Source organism: Myxococcus sp. MxC21-1 (genome assembly GCF_032612255.1).
Taxonomy (GTDB): domain Bacteria; phylum Myxococcota; class Myxococcia; order Myxococcales; family Myxococcaceae; genus Myxococcus; species Myxococcus virescens.
In genome coordinates this window covers 363,710-384,532 of sequence record NZ_CP123278.1, presented here as the reverse complement: position 1 = coordinate 384,532, position 20,823 = coordinate 363,710, and the positions used below count along the sequence as shown (strand labels likewise).

The following is a 20,823-nucleotide window of genomic DNA, read 5'->3' as shown; positions in this document are numbered from 1 at the left end:
GGCCGCTCCTCGTGGGGCATTCGCGCTAGGGTAGGCGCATGACCCTGGCTGTCTGCGTGCGGTGTGGCAACTCGAAGGTGGGCGCGTTCACCCCCTGCACGGGTTGCGGACTGGACCCCGCCGCCCACGGCACCGAACGGGCGCTCCAGGCGCGCAGCCTGCTGCTCACGGAGCGCTACCTGCCTGGGGGTGAGCTGGAGGAGATAGGCCGGAAGATTCGCAAGGGCGAGCCCGTGTCCTACGACGCAGGGCTGCTCGCGCAGATTACCGAGGACCTCCGGACACAGAAGCTGCCCATCGTCTCGAAGTCATCCCCTGGGTGCTCCGTCGCCTTGTGGGCCGTGGTGGGTGTGCTCCTCGTGCTCGCCGTGGGCTTCCTGCTCATGTCGCGGCTGCGAGGCCCCTGAGCGCACTGGGACAGCGTCGGCCGCGGGGGCCGGTTAGTGAAGCAGTCCCGTGCTGGCCGCATCCCCCTCACCGCTCCGGTTGTTCCTCGTCTCGGAGGACCCGCTCGCCCGGGGGGCGCTCTCCCGGGCGCTGAGCGACCAGACAGGCGTGCATTTCGAGGTGGCGGCCGGGACGCAGGTGGACCTGGAGTCCCAACCCGGCGAGCCACCCGACGCGGTGCTGTGGGACACCGGCCTGCGCCCGTCCAACATGGAGGGTCCCGACCTGGGCGCACCGGTGCTCGCGCTGGTGGTGGATGAAGCCGCGGGCGAGGCGGCCCTGGGCGCGGGCGCGCGGGGCCTGCTGTTCCGAGACGCGGAGCCCTCCGCCCTGGTCGCCGCGCTGCTCTCCGTGGCACGGGGACTGGCCGTGTTCGACCCCGCGCTCGCGGAGCTGCGCGCCACGCCGCGTGCCTCGCTACCGGCCCAGGCCACCGCGCCGGACGCGCTCACGCCGCGGGAGCGCGAGGTGCTCGGGCTGCTCGCGGAGGGGCTGTCCAACAAGGCCATCGCGGACCGGCTGGACATCAGCGAGCACACCGCCAAGTTCCATGTGAATGCCGTGCTCGCCAAGCTGGGCGTCCAGCGGCGCACGGAGGCCGTGGTCCGCGCGGCGAAGCTGGGCCTGGTCACCCTGTAGGCTACGGGCCGCCACGCGACGGTGCTACGTCGCGTTTCCCCTGGGTGATAGGCTCCGGCGCGCATGGCCAACCAGGACTGGGTGACGCGCCTGCTCACCGGGCGCGCGACGGCGGACAAGCAGCTCAATGTCCACCTCTCCGAGCGCGACGGCGGCAGCCTCCACGACAAGATGCGGCAGGCGTATTGGTGGATCACCAACAACGCCGTCATCTGTCCCTACTATGACTTGGAGTTCGGCTCGTCCGCGTCCCTCAAGACGCCCGCGGGTGACGAGCTCCACCTCCCCGAGGACACCAGCTACAGCTCGTTCGTCCTCATCCCCCTGCTCACCCTCTTCACCTGCCGGCGCGCGCTGCTGGTGGGCGGACCGGGACGCGGGAAGACGACGTCCGCCATCCTCATGGCCCTGCTGTCCGGCATGGGCCGCGACGAGGTCCACCGCGGCATCCAGCGCGGGCACCCGCAGCTCTCCATCGCGGACCTGCTGGGCGCGCCGCTGCCCTCCGACATGCTCAAGGCGGAGGACCTGTCCGCGGTGAAGGTGAGCTGGCGCAAGTGGATTGGCCAGCGCGTCAAAATCATCGACGAGTACAACCGCATCCCCACCAAGACGCAGTCCGCGCTCCTGTCTCTCATGGCGGAGGGCTACGCGGAGATGATGGACCAGTACGTCTACGCGGGCCGCTCGTCCTGGTTCCTCACCGCCAACGACGACCAGGGCGGCGGCACCTTCCAGGTCATCGAGGCGCTGAAGGACCGCATCGACGTGGTGGTGCGCGCGGTGCCCTTCAACTCGGGGTTCATGGACCAGCTCCTCCAGCGCCTGGAGGCCGACAAGTCCCCCGAGGAGCTGCTGCCCAAGGAAATCGTCTTCACGCCCGGCGAGCTGGAGCGCGCCTACGCCGCCATCCTGGAAGTGGAGGTGCCCAAGGACGTGTTGGAGCGCATCGCCTTCTTCCTGGGGCAGCTGGACTTCTGCCGCATGGCCTCGCCGCGCTTCGAGTTCAAGCACAAGGACACGCTCAAGCTGGCCGGGCAGACGGTGGCCGCGGTGTGCAACGAGCAGTGCCCGCTGGACAAGAAGGTCCACCTCTGCGCGCAGACGGAGAACGGCGTCAGCGTGCGCGCGTACCAGACCATCCTCCACTTCGCGAAGGCCATGGCCTTCTTCCGCGGCCACAGCGCCGTGGAGCTGGAGGACTTCCGGCAGATTGCCCCCTGGGTGCTGCACGAGAAGCTGGTGCCCAACCCGCGCAGCGCCTTCTTCGAGGTGAAGGGCCACCGCATGCTCCTCCAGGACCGCGTGGCCTGGCTGCGGAACATGTTCGACATGGCCATGGGCCACTACGACACGCACGCGCCCATCCGGCGCAAGGTGACGACGCTGCGCCAGGAGCTGGACAAGGGCCTGTCCGGCGTGGACCTGCGCACCACCGAGAAGCGCATGAACCAGGTGACGGTGCTCATGAAGGAGCTGCTCACGCGGCACGAGCTGTCCGGCCCCGTCTACGAGGACGTCATCCACCTCAAGTCCCTGTACAGCCGCTACCGGAACTACGCGACGTGGCTGAAGGAGAACCCGGGCGGTCGCCCATGAGCACCTTCACCGACGCGTTGGAAGCCAATGCCCGCGCCCGGTTCGTGCGCTGGGACTCCGCCCTGTGGCGCGAGCTCACCGGCGGCGCAGCGCAGCGGCTGGGACAAGCCCTGTCCGAGGCGGGGACACCGGCGGCGCAGGGCGAGGAGCTCTTGCGCGCCTACCTCCAGCTGGGCGCGGAAGCCATTGGCCTGGGCTACCTGTACCCCACGAGCGCGGGCCGGCAGAACTTCTTCACCCTCGCCTGGTCGGACCTGATTCCCCGCCTGCTGGCCGCCGTGCCCCCGGCGGAGCGCTCGCAGGTGTTCGCCCAGTTGTGGAACCTGGGGGAGAACCTGGAGTCCGCGCCGCCGTGGGTGCAGCGCATCTTCTGGCGCGTGGGCCGGGAGCTGACGTCGCTCCAGGACATTGAAGCGCGGCTGCGTGAGACTTCCTCCGTGGCCCTGGAGCCGCCCGACACGCCACTGGCCGCGCGGGCCCAGGCGCACTGGGTGGACCTGTCGAAAGAGGACAGCCGCTTCCTCCCCGGCGCGATGCACTTCCTCTCCCCCACCGTGGTGTGCGTCCATGACCGGCACCGTCAAGCCGTGGCGGGCCGCGACGCGGCCACGCAGGGCATCTGGCTGGCGGAGACGCCCATCAGCCTGGGCGCCATGGGCTGCCGCGACGTGCCGGAGCAGACCCACGCGGAGAGTCCCCACCTGGACGAGGCGCTGCGGGAGGACCCGCGCGCGGACGCGTGGTTCGCCACCCTGTCCAATGACTGGCGGGTGGCGGCCACGCTGCACACCTCCCAGCACGTGCTGGTGTTCGTCCCGGAATGAGTCTGTCGCGGCGGCACATCACCCCTGAGGAAGTGGCCACGGGCTGGCGCGACGCGCAGGCCCTGTGGGACGTGCGCGTGCAGCTCAGCCCACCCGAGCCGCACGTGGGCTTCCACCCCGACGCCAGCCACGCCCAGGAGCCGCTCGCGTACATCGATTTGGTGAAGCGCCAGGTCTTCGTCAACTTCAAGCTCCTGGAGGCCATGGAGGCCACGGGCAGCCTCACGGCGGTGCTGGCGCATGAAATCGGTCACCACGCGCGCTTCCCGCACACGCTGGGTTGGGACGCGGAGCTGCGCGTGCAGGAGCAGCGGCTGGTTCCTGGCCTGAAGCAGTCCCTCACCAACCTCTTCTATGACTTGCAGGTGAACGAGGTGGTGGGCCGCACGCACGCGGAGGCGCTGTGCGCGGTGTACCGGGGCTTCCAGCGCGTGCAGGGCGGCGAGATGTCGCCGCTGTTCTTCTTCTACCTGGCCATCTACGAGGAGCTGTGGGGCCTGCCCCCTGGGAATCTGGTGCCCGCCGCGCAGCTCGAGCCGATGGAGCAGCGCTACCCCGGTGTTCGCGCCGAGGCGCGCATGTTCGCGCAGACCTTCTACGCGCTGCCCAGCGGCAAGCTCCAGTTCCTCTACTTCTGCGCCACCTTCATCCGCTACATCGAGAAGCCCGCGGACCTGGAGTTCAGCCTGCCGCTGGGCGGGGACGTCTCCGTGCCGGACGTGGACGACCTGGATGCCGCCATCCACGGCAGCAGTCGCTGGGACGACGCCCTGGACGAAGCGGAGGAGCGGGGCTGGCTGGCCCCCTTGAGCACCCGCTCGAAGGAGAAGGACGAGCTGGACTCCATCCACCGCGTCACCGAACACCTGCCCGGCAAGCAGGGCGGAAGGCTGCGGCAGGCCCTCGTCGCGAAGCACTATCGGCGCCTGGTGGACCGGCACCTCCTGAAGCTCCCCACGACGCCCTCCCAGCCGGAGCCCTACCTGCGCACCACGCCCCAGGCGTGGGAGTACGGCGATGACCCGTCCAGCATCGACTGGACGTTGACGGTGCTGTCCCAGGGGCACCTGGCCGCGGTGTCACCGCTGCGCCGCGAGCTGGAGGCGGACCTTCCGCCCCCGTCCGAGCTGGGCGCGCCGTCCGTGGAAATCTACCTGGACACCAGCGGCTCCATGCCCAACCCGGAGCTGAGCCTCAACGCGATGACGCTCGCGGCCCAGGTGCTGTCCGCCTCCGCGCTGCGGAAGAAGGCCACGGTGCGCGGCATCGTGTACTCGCACGGCAACCCACAGGTGTCGCCGTGGATGTACGACGAGGAGAAGGCGCGCGACTTCCTGCTGAGCTACATCGGCGGAGGCACGCAGTTCCCCTTCGACGTGATGGACGCGCTGTCACGCGAGCGGCCCGATGCGCTGCGCATCATCATCTCCGACAGCGACTTCCTCGCGAACGTCACCGCGGAGAAGCCCCTGGCGCCGGTGCTGGAGTCCATCCGGCGCTCGCGCCTCGTGGTGGCCATCCTCGCTGTTCCCGACGAACGACGCGCCCGGCAGGCGCTGGCGCCGCTGCTGCGCGAGCGCCGTTTCCGGCTGGTGGTGGTGCACTGGCCCTCCGACTTCGCGAAGGCGGCCGCCGACCTCGCCCAGGCATTGCTGGAGAATTGAGTCCCATGGCTTTCGACATCCGCGAGATTCAGACGCAGCTCGAGGCAGCCCCCATCGTGTCGCCGTATTCGCATGACCTGGCGCTCGCCATCATCTGCGACACCTTCCGGCTCGCGAAGGTCCGCCCCCCGTCCCGCGCGGACTGGGGCGCGCTGGAGGACCAGGCCCGCTCCCCGCTGTGGCGGGAGCAGGTGGTGATGCTCGCACACGTGCTGGTGTCCTCGGCACTGCGGCAGGAGACGGTGCAGGCACTGACCAAGAATGACGACGCGACGACGCTCCTGCAGCGCTTCTTCCAGGACGTGGCCCCGCTGACGGCGGAGATGATTCGCTCCAACACCTTCCGCCGCGAGGAGTTCCTTCGCAAGTGGGTGCGCGTCGTGGGCGGCGAGTGCAAGGGCGAGTCCCCGAAGGGCTCCGTCGCGCGAATCGAACAACTGGACTACCGCAAGGCGGAAGCGGAGATGCGGCGCGCGGAGGAGGCCCGGAAGAAGGAGGCGGACAAACGCCAGCAGGCCCTCCGCGAGGCGGAGCAGCGCGCCACGGAGGCGCGTGGGTGGCGAGAGTGACGGAAGTCCTGTCCGCGGACCTGCGCGTCGCGCCTCGCGCGAACATCCGCCGGGACACCGCCTCGCAGCGCCCCCACATCCCCTGGGCCGAGTCCATCGCCCAGGGACTGGCCCGCTTCGCGTCCCTGGCTGACGAGGACGCGGCCCGCGCGGACCTGGACGCCCGGTTGTCCTTCCTGCGCGGTGCCCTGCGGGACTCGCCGTACCACGCCCGGAGGCTCCATGCGGCGGGCATCCACCCGGGTGACCTCCAGACGCTGGACGACCTGCGCCACCTGCCCTTCCTGGACCGTGAGGCCCTGGCCGCGAACTGGGACGCGGTGCCCACGCTGCCGGCGGACGCCGATGATTGCGTGATGGTGAAGAGCTCCGGGTCCACCGGAGCGCCAGTGAACGTGGTGAGGGACCGGCGCGACTGCCTGCACATGTGGGCCGTGCTGCGGTTCCTCGTGGCGCGCGCGGGAGCGGCGCTGCCCCCGCATCCCCGGGTGGTGCTGCTGGACGCGCTGCCGGGCGGGCTGGAGTACTCGGTGCGCCTGCCCATCCTCCACGACGGCGCGCTGCACCGAATCTCCGTCCTTCGCGAGGACGCGCTTCAGCGCCTGCGCCGCGTACGTCCCGCCGTGCTCTTCTCCGACCCGGAAGGCCTGCGGTGGCTGGCGGCCCAGCGCGACGTGCCCTCGCCCCAGCTGGTGCTCACCTCCGCGCAGCACCTGCCCGCCGGCCTGCGCGCGGAGCTGGCGAACGCGGTGCCCGCGCCTGTCCTCAACTACTACGCGACGACGGAGACGGGACCACTGGCCTGGGAGTGCCTGCGGCCCGAGGCGCCTGGCCGGTTCCACGTCCTGGCTCCGGATGTCTGGTTGGAGCCCGAACTGGACGAGGTGGTGGTGACGCGGCTGCGTCCCAGCGTGCTGCCGCTCCTGCGCTACCTCCCGGGCGACGCGGGCAGCGTGCGGCGTGACGCCTGCGCTTGTGGGTTTCATGGGTGGACGCTGGAGCACTTCGGCGGACGTGGGGCCTGCCACTTCGCCACGCCTTCGGGCCGGGAGGTGGACGCCTGGGCGCTGGCCTGGGTGTTCAAGCACCATGCGCTGCGTGGCTTCCGACTGACACAAGTGGACGTCTCGCGCTTCCAACTGGAGCTGGCGGGAGCAAGCCATGCGGACGTGACGCCACTGCGCGAGCGGCTCACCGGCGCCTTGCGGAACCTGGGTTGGACGCAGCCGAGCCTGGACGTGTGCCACGTGGAGGTATCGGCGCTGGCCGTGGGCACCAAGCCACAGCCGTTCCGCCGGCTGCGCTGAGCAGCCTTGCATGCCAGCGCGGCGAGCAAGATGTCATGCAGTGGGCTCCGGTGCTTACCTGAGAAGTGCGCGGTTCCTCCCCGGCGGGATGCATGCAGCCGGCCGGGCGCCCGCCCCTGACCATGCACGCTCGTCCGGAACGACATCACCCACTCTGGGCTTCACGCGCCGGACGTTATGGCGTCGCGCTCCTCGCCTTCGTCGCGGCGTGGCTCATCCAGACGTGCGTGGCGTCGTTCATCCCAGCCACCCCGTTCCTGTTCTTCTTCGGCGCGGTGATGGTGTCCGGCTGGTGGGGCGGCTGGGGCCCCGCCCTGGCGACGACGCTCATGTCGGTGGTGGTGGTGGACTTCTACTTCCTGGAGCCACTGCTCAACCTGATGCCGGGCCCTGGAGGGGCTGTCTCGCTGGCGGTCTTCGTCGTGCTCGCGCTGCTGATGACGAAGCTGAATGTCATGCTGCGCAAGGCCAACGCGGAGCGGGCGTGGCTGCTGGAGCGGGAGCGGGCAGCCCGAAGCGAGGCGGAGGCCGGACAGGCCCAGCTCCACGCGCTCTTCCGGGACGCGCCCGCCGGCCTCATCCTCATGCATGGCCCCCGGCACATCTATTCCTTCTCCAACACGATGAACAACATGCTGATGGGGACGGACACGCTGGTGGGCCAGGAGGCGAGCAAGGCCCTGCCGTGGACGGAGTCGCGAGGCTTCATCACCCTGCTGGACGAGGTCTACCGCACCGGCGTCCCTTTCACGGGCAACGCGGTGCCGTTCCCCCGCAAGCCCCCCAATGGCGAGATACAGGAGACGTATCTCAACATCGTGTATCAACCCACGCGGAACGAGCAGGGCGAGGTCGACGGCATCGCCGGCTTCGGGTTCGACGTGACGGACCTGGTCCGGGCCCGACAGCGCGCCGAGGCCCTGACGCACGAGCTCCAGCTGGCCGAGGCACGTGACTGGCTCCTCGCGGAGTCGGGCGCGGTGCTGGCGTCGTCGCTCGACGACGAGACGACGCTGCGGAACATGGCGAAGCTGGTGGTGCCCACGTTCGCGGACTGGTGCCTCGTCGACGTGGCGGAGCCGGATGGGACGTTCCGGCGGCTGGAGGCGGCGCACTTCCGGCTTGAGGACGATGCGCTGGCCGAGGACCTCCTCCGCTTCGGATTGCAGCCCAGCGGCAATCCGGGGCATCCCCCCACGGGCGCCTTGCTGAAGGCGGAGACGGTCCACGTCGAGCTTTTGACCCGGGAGCGCATTCACGAGCTCGCGCACGACGCGGAACACGCCCGGGTGCTGGAAGCGATAGGGCCCGTCTCCTACATCTCCGTGCCATTGATTGCGCGCGGACAGGTGTTGGGGGTGCTCAGCTTCATCCACGCCCACTCCGGCCGGCATTACTCGACGTCAGACCTGGCGTTCGCCAAGGAGCTGGCACACCGGGCCGCGCTCTCCCTGGAGAATGCCCGGCTCTATGCGGAGGCTCGGGAGGCCATCCGTCTGCGCGATGAGTTCATGTCCATTGCCAGCCACGAGCTGAAGACGCCGCTCACCCCGCTGAGCCTGAAGCTCCAGGCGCTCTCGCGCGAACTGGCCCGCAACCCGGGCCCGGTTCCTCGCGACCTGGTGGAGAGCTACGTGGCGGTGGGCGCACGGCAGGTGCAGAAGCTGGCGGAGCTGGTGGGCGACCTGCTCGACGTGTCGCGCATCTCCGCGGGACGGCTCTCGCTGGAGCTGGAGGAACTGGAGCTGGGGTCGCTCGTCCGGGACGTCGTCACCCGGTATGAACCCCAGGCCGCGCGCACCGGCTCCTCCTTGCAATTGGAGGCAGGAGACTTCGACATCCTGGGCCGGTGGGACCGGCTGCGGCTGGAGCAGGTCATCACCAACCTGGTGGACAACGCCGTGAAGTACGGCAACGGCAGGCCCATCCACGTGCGCCTGGAGCCGCATGACGGCGGAGCGAAGCTGACGGTGCGGGATGAGGGCATCGGCATCGAGCCCCAGCATCTGCCCCGCCTCTTCGGCCGCTTCGAACGCGCCGTGTCCGAGCGCAACTACGGGGGCCTGGGCCTGGGCCTGTACATCACCCGCACGCTGGTGGAGGCCATGGGCGGCCGGGTCCACGTGGAGAGCAGGCTGGGGCGAGGCTCCACCTTCACCGTGGAGCTGCCCAGCCACCTGGGCACGGAGCAGGCTCGTCAGGCCCCCTGACGGTCGTTTCCAGACGCGAAGGTCATGCGCGGCCGGGAGTCTCCAGTTAGAGGGGCGTCACCACGAGGAAGGAGCGAGGGACATGGAGACTCGGAAGCTGGGAAGGCAGGGCCCCACCGTTTCGGCGCTGGGCCTGGGCTGCATGGGGATGTCCGACTTCTACGCGGGCAGGGATGACGCGGAGTCGGAGGCCACGCTGCTGCATGCGCTGGAGCGGGGCATCACCTTCTTCGACACCGCCGACATGTACGGGTCGGGCGCCAACGAGACGTTGGTGGGCCGGGTGCTCAAGCCGCACCGGGCGAACATCGTGCTGGCGACGAAGTTCGGCATCGTCCGCGACCCCACGGACCCGCAGAAGCGCGGCATCAACGGACGGCCGGAGTACGTGAGGCACGCTTGCGAGGCCAGCCTGCGCCGGCTGGGCGTGGATGTCATCGACCTGTACTACCTGCACCGGTTGGACACGCAGACGCCCATCGAGGACACGGTGGGCGCCATGGCGGAGCTGGTGCGCGAGGGCAAGGTGCGCTTCCTCGGCCTGTCGGAGGTGGACGCGGACACGCTGCGCCGGGCCTCGAAGGTACATCCCATCACCGCGCTCCAGAGCGAGTACTCCCTGTGGAGCCGTGAGCCGGAAGACGGCGTGCTCCAGGCGTGCCGCGAGCTGGGCGTGGGCTTCGTTCCCTACAGCCCGCTGGGACGCGGCTTCCTCACGGGGCAAATCAAGCGCTTCGAGGACCTGGCGCAGGACGACTACCGCCGCTTCTCGCCCCGCTTCCAGGGGGAGAACTTCACGCGCAACCTGGAGCTCGTCGGCCACATCGAGCGGCTGGCGAAGGAGAAGGGATGCACTCCGGCGCAGCTCGCGCTCGCGTGGGTGCTGGCACAGGGGAAGGACCTGGTGCCCATCCCCGGCACCAAACGCCGCAAGTACCTGGACGAGAACCTCGGCGCGCTGGAGGTGACGCTCACGGACCAGGACGTGGCCGCCATCAACGCCGTCGCGCCTCCGGGCGTCGCCGCAGGTGGGCGCTATCCGCCGTCCATGCAGTCCTCGCTGCCCAAGGCGTCCCAGCCGCGCGGCCAGTGAGATGAAGCGAGGCTGGGGGCCCCTTCAGCTTCGAATACGAGGAAGCTGGGCGTGCGGCTGCCATGCGCCGTCGCCGCCCAGGCAGTAACGGCAGGTGGCCAATGGCGTCTCCCGTTCGAGGTAGCCGAGCATCTGGCCCAGCAGGTCCGGCGAGTCGAGCGGCACGCCGTCGACCTCGCCCAGCGCGGGCATCTCCGGGTACGTGCCGCCGAGCACCGTCGCCACGTGCGGCGGACGCGTGCAGGCGTAGAAGCGGCCCGCGTGGACCAGGTGACAGCGGACCTTCAACCAGCAACGCGCGTGGATGCCTCGCACGGCGTCTTCGGAGTCGTGCGGCGCCTCCGGCGTGAGCTGCTGGAAGGCGTCGATGCGCTTCACCGTGAGGAAGACGCCGTGCTGCTCGCAGCGCTCGGTGATGCGGGCGATGGAGCGCTCCGGCAGCGGCGCGGAGGTGTAGACGGACAGGGTCATCCGGTCCAGGCGCTCGTAGACCGCATCGGGGGCACTCTGCGCGAGGAAGCCGTTGGTGGTGACGGACACCTGCGGGGAGATGCCCGAGGCGCGCACGGCGTCCAGCACCGCGGGCAGGTCGGGGTGGAGGAAGGGCTCGCCGCCGGTGAGCTTGAAGACGTTGGGCCGGAGGGCTCGGGCCAGCTGGCGCAAATCATGGCGCAGGGCGGCGGGGTCCACGGACCAGGCAGGCAGGTGCGGTGACAGCGGGCAGCACTGCACGCAGCGCAGGTTGCAGTGCGTGGCGACATGCGTCTCCAGGGACCAGGTGAGGATGCGTCCATCTTGGAGCTCGTAGCGCACGGCGGGACTATACGAGGTTGCCCGGGGCCCCTGCCGCTTGTCACAGTACCCGCGTGTCTCACGCTTCCGGCGGAATGCTCGCCACCCTGCCCCGCTACCAGTCATCGGCGCGCCTGGCGCCGTCTGTGTGGCGGTTGAATCCCTCGGGGCTGGCACCGGAGGCCGTCGCTGCATTCCTGCGCCATGCGCTGCCTCCCGACGGCAGCGTGTTCCAGGGCGTGCGCCGGGTTCCGGGCGGATTGCCTCGCGTGCGTCGGAGCGAGGGGACTCCGGAGACGCGTGAGGATGAAGACAGGCTGGCGGAACGGCTCGTGGCCGCGCTGGCGGACAGCGTGGGCAAACACCGGCGGCGGGCGCGGTGGACGTGAGCCTGAGCGGCGGCGTGGACAGCGCCGCGTTGTGCGCCCTGGCCGCGCGGCAGGCGCCCGGGCGAGTGCGCGCCTGGACCATGGATGTCCACTTCGCGGATGCCACGGAGCGACGGAATGCCCGGACGGTGGCGAACACGGCGGGAGTCGAGTTGGTCGACGTGTCCGTTCCGGACGCGGTGCTGCCAGAGCTGTTCGAGCCCGCCGTCCTGAGCCAGGAGACGGCCATCCTCAACGCCCGCGCCGTGGCCAGCCATGCCTTCTACGCGGAGGCCCGAAGGCAGGGCGCCTCCACGTTGCTGAGCGGCGCGGGCGCGGATGAGGTGCTCATGGGCAACCCGGCGGCGCTCGCGGGTGCGGCGGCCCGTGTGACGGAGGACCGGCGCCTCGTGCATGAGGTGCTGCACCCAGGGCCTGTGGACAACTTGGGGGTGGATCAGCGGGTACTTCGCCTTCCGTGGGACGCGGAGCTGGCTTCCGGTGATGAGGATCACCCCGAAGAGGTCCGCTACGCGGCCTGGGTGCTGTGGGAGCTGGTGCTGCCTCCCGAACTCCGGAGCGCGAGCGCACATGGCGTGAACGTGTGCACGCCCTACCTGGACGCGGACTTCGCGGACGTGGCGCTGGGACTCCCCTTGGGCGTGCTCGCGCGGCACGGGGCCGGCAAGTGGCTCTTCCGGCATGCGGTGCGCTCGCTGGTGCCGGATGAGGTCCGGTGGGCCCGGAAGACACCGCGCTATGCGCACACCGCGCTCTCCAGCCCCGTCCGCGCGCGTTGGCTGGAGCTGTACCGGGAATGGCTCACACCGGCCCGGCTGGCGCCGTTGGAGTGCGTCGACGCGGGCGCGACCCGGGCGCTGCTGGAGCGCTACGCACGTCTGGCCGCCGACGCTCCCGAGGCGAGTGCCATGGACCGGCTGTTGATGCGGTTGTGCTCCCTCGTCATGCTCCACGCCCACGCCAGCGCCCGTCCCCCATGTCCCGAATCCTGATTGCCACCTCCCCCGAGAAGGGCCACCTCAACCCCATGGCCGGTGTCGCGCAGTGGCTGCGCCGCATGGGCCACCACGTGGGCTGGCTGTGCATCCCCGAGCCCGCGCCGCAGCTCGAGCGGCTGGGCGTGGAGGTGCTGACGTTGCCCCACGCCGAGGCGCCCGTGCCCGCCATCGAGACGGGAGGCGAGGCGCTCGCGCGGTTGGTGCTCGATGAAGCGGCGCTGGGGCAATGGATTCGCGGCCTGCTGCTTGACGCCGTGCCCTCGCTGCTGGCGCCGGTGCGCGAGGCCGTCGAGCGCTTCCGTCCGGATGTCATGGCCCTGGACGGCATGCAGTACGCCGCCGTGCTGGCCGCCCATGCGTTGCGAATCCCTTGGGTGGGCGTGTCCTCCGCGCTGTCGCTCCTGGAGCCGCCCATCGATTACGGCCTGCGCCGCAACGTGCGCGCGCTGGCCGATGAGCGACAGGCCCTGTTCGCCCGCCACGGCTTCGATGCCCGCTTCCGCAACTGTGAGTGCCTGTCGCCGGACCTCAACGTCATCTTCGCCACCGAGGCCTTCCTGGGCTCCGACGCAGGCCTGCCTCCCGCCACACACCTGGTCGGGCCGTCACAGCCTCCGGAGGCGCGCGGTGACGAGGTGGACTTCCCGTGGGAGCGGCTGGGCTCCAAGCCCGTGGTGTACGTGTCTTTCGGCAGCCAGATTTCGTGGCAACCCGATTTGTTTCAGACGATGACCGAGGCCGCCGCGCCCCTGGGCGTCACCGTGGTGCTCAGCGCGGGTGAGTTGGCTGATACAGATTTTGTTCACAGCCTTCCCGGGGACGTGGTCGCCGTGCCATACACACCTCAGCGACAACTGTTATCACGAGTCTCCGTGCTCGTATCTCACGGCGGCGCCAACTCCGTCATGGAGGCGCTGACCGAAGGCGTTCCGATGCTGCTCCTGCCCGTCTGCAACGACCAACCCATCCAGGCGCACTTCCTGGAGAAGTCGGGCGCGGGACTCGTGCGGGCGCCGCGCTCGCTCTCCGTGGAGGACTGCCGCGAAGCGCTGCGACAGCTGCTGGAGCCGGGCACGGTGCTGCGACAGCGGGTGGCCGGCATCGCCGCGTCCTACCAGGCGCGTGACGGCGCGAAGGACGCCGCTGAACGCATCCTCCGACTCGTGGCGTGAGTGATTGCATGCGTGATTGGGACGTGTGGCGGCTGGTGCTGCCGGGTGTGTCGCCGCTGGAGGTGTGGAACCTGCCCGTGATGGGGCGCGAGCTGTGGGAGTTGCTCGGGGCGCCTCGCGTGGATGCGGACCGTCGCGCGGGGGTTCCCGAGCCGGCGCTCGCGGGCAGGCTGGGCCCGGCGCTCGCGGTGGCGCTGTCCACGCTGGTGAAACGGCACGCGGTGGATGCCGTGTGGCTCAGTGGCGGATTGGTGTGCCTGGAGGGCTTCGGTGCCATGCTCTCGGGTGTGTCCACCGCGCTTCCCTGCCCTGTGTACGTGGCGGAGCGTCCACTCTTCGCTCCGGCCCAAGCGGGACTGCGTCTGCTGGCGCCGCTCGCGCCCGCGCATCCGGTGGCGCTCGACGTGGGGCAGACGGGCATCAAGTGCGTGAGTCATACAGCGGACCCGCGCATCTTCGAGCGCGACACCGCGCTGCTGCCCCGGTACTTCATCGGCATGGCGCGGCCTCCGGACCGGCGACATGTGAAGGCAGCGGTGGCGTTCATCGCCAGTGCCCTGCGCGTGTTCTCGGCACGGCTGCCCGATGCGTTGTGCCTCGCGCTGCCGTGTCCGCTGGACGCGTCGCTGGTCCCCGGGGGCTGCACCTACGGCTGGGAAGGCCACGAGTCGCTGGTGGCGGACATCCTCCAGGCGGCCATGGGGAACGAGGGCCGCGGGACGGCGCTGGTGCTCAATGACGCGGAGCTGGCCACGGAGGCCGCGCGGGGTGATTCGCGGCTGGCGAACCACTCACGCGTGTTGTGTCTCACACTGGGCTTCGGGCCGGGCGGCGCGTTGCTGGAACGGCGGTAACCGGGCGCTCGCCCAGGCTCAGTGCAGGTCCAACTCCTTCTTGGGCGCGATGTCGGGGCGCTGCTTCGTCACCAACGCCTTCGCGGTGCTGAAGAGCACCTTGAGCTTTCCGCCGGCCGGGTGGACGTATTCGGCGTGCTCGGGCGTGAAGCGCAGCAGGGCGATGTCACCCTCATCCGGGCCCTGTGGGAACCAGGGCTTCCAGCCGGGCTCCCACAAGTCATGGATGGCCCTCCGGTCGCGGACGATTTCCACCACGCCCGACACGGAGAGATACGTGGCGCTGTCCTCCGACGCGTGGAAGGCGAGCGAGCAGTGCGGGTCCGACTCCAGGTCCTGCACTTTCTGCGTGTCCGTCCAGGTGGCGAACCAGAGCACGGTGCCGGACTTGTGCTTCTTCGCCACCGCCATGGGCCGCGTGTGGAAGTGTCCGTCCGCACCCCGGGTGGTGAGGAGGGCGGTGTCATAGTGCTTCAGCAGTTCCTCGAACTCCCGGCGGTCTCCCTGGATGACACCCTGCGACTGTTTCATGATGCGCTCGCCTGACTGTTCCATGGGGCTGACCTTTCGTTCGCCATCGTGAAGTTCCTGGAGAACGTAGGGACGCGCGGGCCGGGGGGAAGCAGCAGGGCTGGAGTCGCGTGGACCGCTTCCTTGGTGGGCCGGTCGCCGCAGAGCAGACAGCCCCCCGCCTCCAGGCAGATGACGCGCGAATCAGGCCGTCCGCCCTGTCCCCTCCGGCGCGGCCTTGCACCTCGCTGTTCGGAAATGTCGGGACATTTGAGGGGCGGTCCCAATCGGTGAATGCACCAGTCGGGATGCACGACGTAGCGGCGTGCATCCCGGGAGGTGTCCAGTGCAGAGGCGAGGCAAGTTCGGCAGGACGAGTGGGCATCTTCTGGCCGCGCCGTGAGTACCTGGAGGCGCGCTACGAGCGTTTCCGCGAGGCAGGCTGAACCAATGACGAGGTGACCTCCCCGAATGGGTAGGTTCCCGACCTGGCCGGTCCGCCGATGTGGCGCCTTTTCGAGGCCTTTACCTTGTGCCTCGAAAGGAACACACCATGTCCCACGGCCTCCTCCAGTCGCTGTCCCAGTCCCTCGCCTCCGTCGTCGAGCGCACCGCGCCTGGCATCGTCCGCGTGGAGACGCGGCGCAGGCGCGGCGCCACCGGCATCGTCTGGGATGCCGAGGGCCACATCCTCACCACCAGCCAGGCCGTGGAGCACGAGGGCCCGCTCCCCATCGGCTTGCCGGATGGCCGCACCGTCTCCGCCGAGTTCGTCGGCCGCGACGCCAGCACCGACCTGGCCCTGCTCAAGGCCGAAGCCACCGACCTCACGCCGCTGACCTCCGCGCCGTTGGATGACGTGAAGGTCGGTCACCTCGTCATCGCCGTGGGCCGCCCTGGCCGCACGGCTCGCGCGACGCTCGGCATGGTCAGCACCCACGGCGAGGGCTGGCGCACCCATGCCGGAGGCCGCGTGGAGCGCTCCCTGGAGACGGATGCCGACCTCCCGCCCGGCTTCTCCGGCGGCGCGCTGGTGGACACCGAGGGACGCCTTGTCGGTCTGCTCAGCGCCGCCTTCTCTCGCACCGCCGCCGTCGTCATCGCCACGGACACGCTCACGCGCGTGATTGCATCGCTGAAGGAACACGGGGGCATCCGGCGTGGCTACCTGGGCGTGGGCGCCTCCCCCGTGCGTCTGCCCCCACACCTGGGCACGGGGAACGAGCACGGCCTCATCTGCCTCTCCGTGGACCCGAACGGCCCGGCGCATGACGCGGGTCTGCTGCTCGGAGACGTCCTGGTGAGTCTGGGAGGTCAGCCCCTCCACGGCGTGGAGGACCTGCTCGGCGCCCTGAGCGACGAGAAGGTGGGCACCACCCTCCAGGTCCGCGTGCTGCGGGCCGGAGAGGTTCGCGAAGTCCCCATCACCGTGGGCAAGCGCGCGTGAAGGGAGGCCGCCATGAAACTGCTGCAACACTTCTCGGATGATTTGGAGTCGCTGGTGGCGCGTGCCTCGCCCGCCGTCGTGGGCGTGGAGCATGCACGCGGCCACGGCACCGGCCTCTTCCTCACACCGGACGGCTACGTCCTCACCAACCGCCACGTGGTGGTGCGCGGCTCACGCAAGCTGACCGTCCAGCTCTCCAACGGAGAGGAGCTGCGCGGCACCCTGGTGGGCAGCGACGCCCCCACCGACCTGGCCGTGGTCCGCGCGGAGGGCGGTGACTTCCCCACCCTGCCGCTCGCCGAGCCCGAGTCGGTGCGCGTGGGCCAGCTCGTCATGGCCATTGGCAACCCGTTCCACCTGGAGCAGTCCGTGTCGCTGGGCGTGGTGAGCGCCATCAACCGCAGCATCGGCCTGCCCGATGGCGTCATGCTGGAGGGCATGCTCCAGACGGATGCCGCCATCAATCCGGGCAACTCCGGGGGGCCGCTGCTCAACATGCGAGGACAGGTGGTGGGCCTCAACACGCTGGTGTTGCCCTACGCGCAAGGTATCGGCTTCGCGGTGAGCGCCACCACGGCGGCGTGGATTGCCAGCCTGCTCATCCAACGCGGCAAGGTGGACCGGCGCTTCCTGGGCATCGCCGCGACGGCGGTGAGCCTGGACGCACGGCTCACCCGGGAGAACGGCCAGTCCCGCGCGGTGAAGGTGCTCCGCGTGCAGGACGGGACACCTGCCCACGAGGCCGGACTCCAGGTGGATGACTTGCTGCTGGCCATCAATCAGCGGCCGGTGAACAGCGTGGACGACCTCCAGCGGCTCATGGCGCTGGCCACGGAGGACGAGGTGACGCTGGACCTGCTGCGCAAGGGCCGTGGCCGCAAGACGGCCCGGGCACGGACGCGACCGCGCATCGAGCCCGTGGCCGCCTGACTCAGGCCACGCCGCCCGGCGTCCGCCCCTGCGCGTCCGGCATCTTCCCCTGGAGCAGCAGGTTGTCGCCCCGACAAAGGCTCTTGTAGGACCACACGCAGAACGAGTCTCCAGGACGTGACTCCTGGAGATACTCGTCCAGCACGTCGGCATCGTCACAGATGAAGCGGTGCGGGGCGCGCGTCTCCCGGTAGAAGCGGTGCTCGATGATGAGCGGGCTCTTGTTCGCCAGCATCTCGCGCAGGCGGCTCAACGTGTCCGGGTCGGTGATGCGCGAGCCTTCGAGAGTCCACGCGTCCATGGTGCGGTGCCGCGCCTTTCTTCCCACGAGCTGAAACGGGCCCGAGGATGATAGCGGATGACGGCCCACGTCATAGCCGCGCGTCGTGCGATGGCGCCGGACGGTGCTCGGTGAAGAGTTCGTCCTCGTAGCACCAGGCCCACGCCTCCCCCGGCTCGAAGGACTGGACGACGGGATGCGCCGACTGCTGGAAGTGCTTCGTCGCATGCCGGTTGGGCGAGGAATCACAACATCCCACATGGCCACAGCTCAGGCAGCGACGCAGGTGCACCCAGCTCGAGCCCATGGCCAGACATTCCTCGCAGCCTCGCGAGCGCGGCGGCGGGTCTCCGGCCTGTTGGATGTGCTCGCAAATCGGCTCCATGTGACACCTCTCCGTGACGGGGCGACCAGTGCCCTCTACAGCGTAGGCATTGGGTGCGAGGACCTTCAGTGAGCACCAGCCGGGATGGCGAGCCGCTGAAGGCACGTCCCCACCCCGCAGCGGCGGATGGCACGCGCGGAGCCCCGGGCGCACGGTAGAGCCACATGGCCACCAACGCCCCCGACACCACCGTCGCCTATGACAGTCCTCGCGGCCGGGGTGCTGCTCGCCAGCGTGCTGGGCAGCGGCATGGCGTTCCTCGATTCCACCGCCGTCAACGTCGCCCTGCCCGCCATGGGCCGCGAGCTGCACACGGGCCTGTCCGGCCTCCAATGGGCCGTGGACGCGTACCTGCTCACGCTCGGCTCCCTGGTGCTCACGGGGGCGCGCTCGGCGACGCGAAGGGCCAGCGACGCGTCTTCCTGCTCGGCATGCTCGCCTTCACCGTCACGTCGGTGCTGTGCGGCCTGGCGCCCAACACCTGGACGCTGGCCGCCTTCCGCGCGGCGCAGGGTGTGGGAGCCGCGCTGCTGGTGCCCGCGAGCCTCGCCTTGCTGCGCACGTCGTTCCCGCCTCAGGACCGGCAACGCGCCGTGTCCGCCTGGGCCGGACTGTCCGGCGTCACCACGGCCGTGGGGCCGCTGCTGGGTGGGTGGCTCGTGGACGCAGGTTCATGGCGCTTCGTCTTCTTCCTCAACGTGCCCCTGGCCGCGCTCACCGCGTGGGCGGCGCTGCGCCACGTACCGGACATCGCGCCGAAGGCAGGGGCGCGCGGGCTGGACGTCGCGGGTTCGGTGACAGCGGCGCTCGGGCTGGGTGGCCTCATCTACGCGCTCATCGAAGGCCCCGCCCACGGCTGGCCCCTGGCGGCCATCGGCGCCGCGGCCGGAGGCGCCGTCCTGCTGGCCGCGTTCTTCGTCCTGGAGGCACGGCAGCGGGAACCCATGCTTCCGCTCACCCTCTTCCACTCGAGCACCTTCTCCGGCGCGAACCTCACCACGCTCGTCGTGTACTTCGCGCTCGGAGGCGCCACCTTCCTGGTGGTGCTCGCCCTGCAGCAGCAGCTCGGCTATTCGGCGCTCGGCGCGGGAGCAGCGCTGCTCCCCATCACGCTGATGCTGCTTCTGTTCTCACCTTCCGTGGGGCGGCTCGCGGGGCACATCGGCGCACGTCCGTTGATGACGGCGGGGCCGCTGCTCGCGGGCCTGGGGCTGGCGCTCCTGACGCGCATCCAGCGTGGAGGTGACTACGTCAGCACCGTGCTGCACGGCATCCTGGTGCTGGGACTGGGGCTGGCGCTCACCGTAGGCCCGCTCACGGCGGTGGTGCTCGGCGCCGTCGAGGACCGCTACGCGGGCATCGCCTCCGGCGTGAACAACGCCGTGGCCCGCATCGCCGGCCTGCTCGCGGTGGCGCTGCTGCCACTACTGGGCGGCCTCGCTGGCGACACCGGCATGGACTTCCTGGTGGGCACACGGCGCGCGCTCTGGGTGTCCGCCGGCCTGTGCGCCGTGGGAGCGCTGTGCTCGCTGCTCACGATTCCACGCGAGGCCGGGCGCACGACCTCCGCGCAACAGGAGCACGGGACACCGGCGCACCGCGCGGGTCCAACAAGCGCCCATGACGTCGTCGCGGGATGGCGCCTCAGCCCCCGGCCGGCTTCTTCGCGGCCTTGCCGGCGTGCGGGCTGTCCCCAGGCCCGCACCTCAATGACGTCCGTGGTCGTCACTCAGCGGAGGAGCCTCGCGCGCCGGCTCGGTGCCTTTCTGAGCGCCGTAGCCGCCAATCCCCTTCTGGAGGATGCGGTCTTCGCCCACGTCTTCGTCCGTCACGTCGCCTCGCACCGGGCCTTTCTGGTGCCGCGCCTCGCGCTCCAGTTCTTCTGGGCGCGTCGTGTCCATCCGCTCGTCGCCCCGTACCGGACTGCCCTTGTTGTCAGCCATGGTCATTTCCCCTTTCAGAGGGAAAGGTCCGAACCGCCCTCGCACCGGACAAGGCACCTGCCATGGCGCCGCCGCCTGCCGCCCAAGCAGAAGGCCCCCGCCCCAGCAGGGACGAGGGCCTTCGGGAATCCACACCGCCGAGCCAGCGCTAGCTCTTGTACTTCACCGAGCAGCCGTAGGGCGTGGTGGTGCTCGTCGGGACCTGCTGGCCCCCCACCACCGCGTCCACCGCCGTCTTCACATGGTTGGCCGGCTTGGCGTTCTTGCCGCGCGGGTCATCGTCGATGGCGCCCGCGTAGCGGACAACGCCCGTCTCATCGATGACGTACATGTGCGGCGTCGTCTTCGCGCCATAGGACTTGCCTACCGTGCCGCTCGCGTCCTGGAGAACCGGGTAGGGAAAGCCCTCCTCCTTCTTCCACGCCGCGGACTTCTCCGGAGTGTTGTGCGCGGTGGAGTCCACCGCCAGCCACACCACCTTCTTCGCATCGAAGCCCTTCAGTGTGGTGACCATCGTGTCACTCTTGTAGTGCCGCTGAACGAAGGGGCACTCGGGGTTGGTCCACTCCAGGACCACGACCTTGCCCTTGTACTGCGCCAGCGTGTGCTCCTTGCCGGACTCGTCCTTCAGCGTGAACGTCGGCGCGGGCTTGCCAACTTCCGCGTCGGAGAGGGCGGGCGCCCCCACGAACAACGTGCCCAGCGCGAGTGCTGTGAAGACCTGCTTCATGGCGTTCCTCCAGAGTTTTGGGGATTGCGGGGAAGACAGCA

20 protein-coding genes and 1 pseudogene are annotated in these 20,823 nt (G+C 69.9%); 16 read left to right on the top strand and 5 right to left on the bottom strand.

Translation table 11 applies throughout. The annotated features are described in order from the left end of the window. The first annotated feature begins 38 nt into the window (after positions 1 to 38). The 9 genes from QEG98_RS01790 to QEG98_RS01750 all read left to right on the top strand — a co-directional run bounded on the left by QEG98_RS01790 (position 39) and on the right by QEG98_RS01750 (position 10,352). Positions 39 to 407: a hypothetical protein gene (locus QEG98_RS01790; RefSeq protein WP_090495921.1), complete on the top strand. Its 369-nt coding sequence runs from the start codon at positions 39 to 41 to the stop codon at positions 405 to 407. A 49-nt stretch (positions 408 to 456) separates the two neighbouring features. Then, on the top strand, positions 457 to 1,086 hold the full coding sequence (locus tag QEG98_RS01785) for a response regulator transcription factor (RefSeq protein ID WP_316565512.1): 630 nt from the start codon (positions 457 to 459) through the stop codon (positions 1,084 to 1,086). Positions 1,087 to 1,149: 63 nt separating this feature from the next. Next, a complete protein-coding gene (locus tag QEG98_RS01780; protein ID WP_316565511.1) occupies positions 1,150 to 2,685 on the top strand; it encodes a MoxR family ATPase in 1,536 nt (511 codons plus the stop codon). Continuing rightward, positions 2,682 to 3,509, top strand: a complete 828-nt coding sequence (locus QEG98_RS01775; protein ID WP_316565510.1) for a hypothetical protein — start codon at positions 2,682 to 2,684, stop codon at positions 3,507 to 3,509. Before QEG98_RS01780 ends, QEG98_RS01775 begins: the two co-directional genes overlap by 4 nt. Continuing rightward, a complete protein-coding gene (locus QEG98_RS01770) occupies positions 3,506 to 5,173 on the top strand; it encodes a M48 family metalloprotease (protein WP_316565509.1) in 1,668 nt (555 codons plus the stop codon). The genes QEG98_RS01775 and QEG98_RS01770 overlap by 4 nt, the downstream gene beginning before the upstream one ends. A 5-nt stretch (positions 5,174 to 5,178) precedes the next feature. Then, on the top strand, positions 5,179 to 5,742 hold the full coding sequence (locus QEG98_RS01765; RefSeq protein WP_186818028.1) for a hypothetical protein: 564 nt from the start codon (positions 5,179 to 5,181) through the stop codon (positions 5,740 to 5,742). Beyond that, a complete protein-coding gene (locus tag QEG98_RS01760; protein WP_316565508.1) occupies positions 5,730 to 7,049 on the top strand; it encodes a phenylacetate--CoA ligase family protein in 1,320 nt (439 codons plus the stop codon). The genes QEG98_RS01765 and QEG98_RS01760 overlap by 13 nt, the downstream gene beginning before the upstream one ends. Before the next feature lie 122 nt (positions 7,050 to 7,171). After that, the gene (locus QEG98_RS01755; RefSeq protein ID WP_316565507.1) at positions 7,172 to 9,259 is read left to right on the top strand and encodes an ATP-binding protein; all 2,088 of its coding nucleotides are present in this window, start codon (positions 7,172 to 7,174) and stop codon (positions 9,257 to 9,259) included. An 82-nt stretch (positions 9,260 to 9,341) separates the two neighbouring features. Further along, complete coding sequence (locus tag QEG98_RS01750) at positions 9,342 to 10,352, top strand: aldo/keto reductase (protein WP_316565506.1); 1,011 nt, start codon at positions 9,342 to 9,344, stop codon at positions 10,350 to 10,352. Positions 10,353 to 10,376: 24 nt separating this feature from the next. Here the strand turns inward: QEG98_RS01750 and QEG98_RS01745 are convergent, their stop codons facing one another. Next, complete coding sequence (locus QEG98_RS01745) at positions 10,377 to 11,165, bottom strand: radical SAM protein (protein WP_316565505.1); 789 nt, start codon at positions 11,163 to 11,165, stop codon at positions 10,377 to 10,379. Between the two features lie 53 nt (positions 11,166 to 11,218). Here QEG98_RS01745 and QEG98_RS01740 point away from each other — a divergent pair, with 53 nt between their 5' ends. From QEG98_RS01740 to QEG98_RS01725, 4 genes are read left to right on the top strand one after another with little or no spacing between them, the layout of a single operon-like run. After that, positions 11,219 to 11,533, top strand: coding sequence for a hypothetical protein (locus tag QEG98_RS01740; protein ID WP_316565504.1), 315 nt, complete (start codon positions 11,219 to 11,221; stop codon positions 11,531 to 11,533). Continuing rightward, positions 11,530 to 12,525, top strand: a complete 996-nt coding sequence (locus QEG98_RS01735) for an asparagine synthase C-terminal domain-containing protein (RefSeq protein ID WP_316565503.1) — start codon at positions 11,530 to 11,532, stop codon at positions 12,523 to 12,525. The genes QEG98_RS01740 and QEG98_RS01735 overlap by 4 nt, the downstream gene beginning before the upstream one ends. After that, positions 12,510 to 13,703, top strand: a complete 1,194-nt coding sequence (locus QEG98_RS01730) for a glycosyltransferase (RefSeq protein ID WP_316565502.1) — start codon at positions 12,510 to 12,512, stop codon at positions 13,701 to 13,703. The genes QEG98_RS01735 and QEG98_RS01730 overlap by 16 nt, the downstream gene beginning before the upstream one ends. An 8-nt stretch (positions 13,704 to 13,711) precedes the next feature. Next, entirely contained in the window at positions 13,712 to 14,557 is an 846-nt protein-coding gene (locus QEG98_RS01725; RefSeq protein WP_316565501.1) for an ROK family protein, read from the top strand. 18 nt (positions 14,558 to 14,575) lie between these two features. Here the strand turns inward: QEG98_RS01725 and QEG98_RS01720 are convergent, their stop codons facing one another. After that, positions 14,576 to 15,112: a pyridoxamine 5'-phosphate oxidase family protein gene (locus tag QEG98_RS01720; RefSeq protein WP_316565500.1), complete on the bottom strand. Its 537-nt coding sequence runs from the start codon at positions 15,110 to 15,112 to the stop codon at positions 14,576 to 14,578. 508 nt (positions 15,113 to 15,620) lie between these two features. Here QEG98_RS01720 and QEG98_RS01715 point away from each other — a divergent pair. Both QEG98_RS01715 and QEG98_RS01710 read left to right on the top strand, forming a co-directional pair. Beyond that, positions 15,621 to 16,514 carry a S1C family serine protease gene (locus QEG98_RS01715; RefSeq protein ID WP_316565499.1) on the top strand — a complete coding sequence of 298 codons (894 nt, stop codon included), beginning with the start codon at positions 15,621 to 15,623 and terminating at the stop codon, positions 16,512 to 16,514. 12 nt (positions 16,515 to 16,526) lie between these two features. Continuing rightward, positions 16,527 to 17,444 carry a S1C family serine protease gene (locus QEG98_RS01710; protein ID WP_090490893.1) on the top strand — a complete coding sequence of 306 codons (918 nt, stop codon included), beginning with the start codon at positions 16,527 to 16,529 and terminating at the stop codon, positions 17,442 to 17,444. Position 17,445: 1 nt separating this feature from the next. Here the strand turns inward: QEG98_RS01710 and QEG98_RS01705 are convergent, their stop codons facing one another. Continuing rightward, the gene (locus tag QEG98_RS01705; RefSeq protein ID WP_090490894.1) at positions 17,446 to 17,745 is read right to left on the bottom strand and encodes a hypothetical protein; all 300 of its coding nucleotides are present in this window, start codon (positions 17,743 to 17,745) and stop codon (positions 17,446 to 17,448) included. A 70-nt stretch (positions 17,746 to 17,815) separates the two neighbouring features. Continuing rightward, complete coding sequence (locus tag QEG98_RS01700) at positions 17,816 to 18,109, bottom strand: UBP-type zinc finger domain-containing protein (protein WP_090490895.1); 294 nt, start codon at positions 18,107 to 18,109, stop codon at positions 17,816 to 17,818. Positions 18,110 to 18,273: 164 nt separating this feature from the next. On the opposite strand from QEG98_RS01700, the pseudogene QEG98_RS01695 reads away from it, so the two are divergent. Further along, positions 18,274 to 19,458 (top strand): annotated as a pseudogene (locus tag QEG98_RS01695) (MFS transporter); the annotation flags it as partial. A 742-nt stretch (positions 19,459 to 20,200) separates the two neighbouring features. Here the strand turns inward: QEG98_RS01695 and QEG98_RS01690 are convergent. Further along, positions 20,201 to 20,782, bottom strand: a complete 582-nt coding sequence (locus QEG98_RS01690) for a thioredoxin family protein (protein ID WP_316565498.1) — start codon at positions 20,780 to 20,782, stop codon at positions 20,201 to 20,203. Between the last annotated feature and the right edge of the window lie 41 nt (positions 20,783 to 20,823).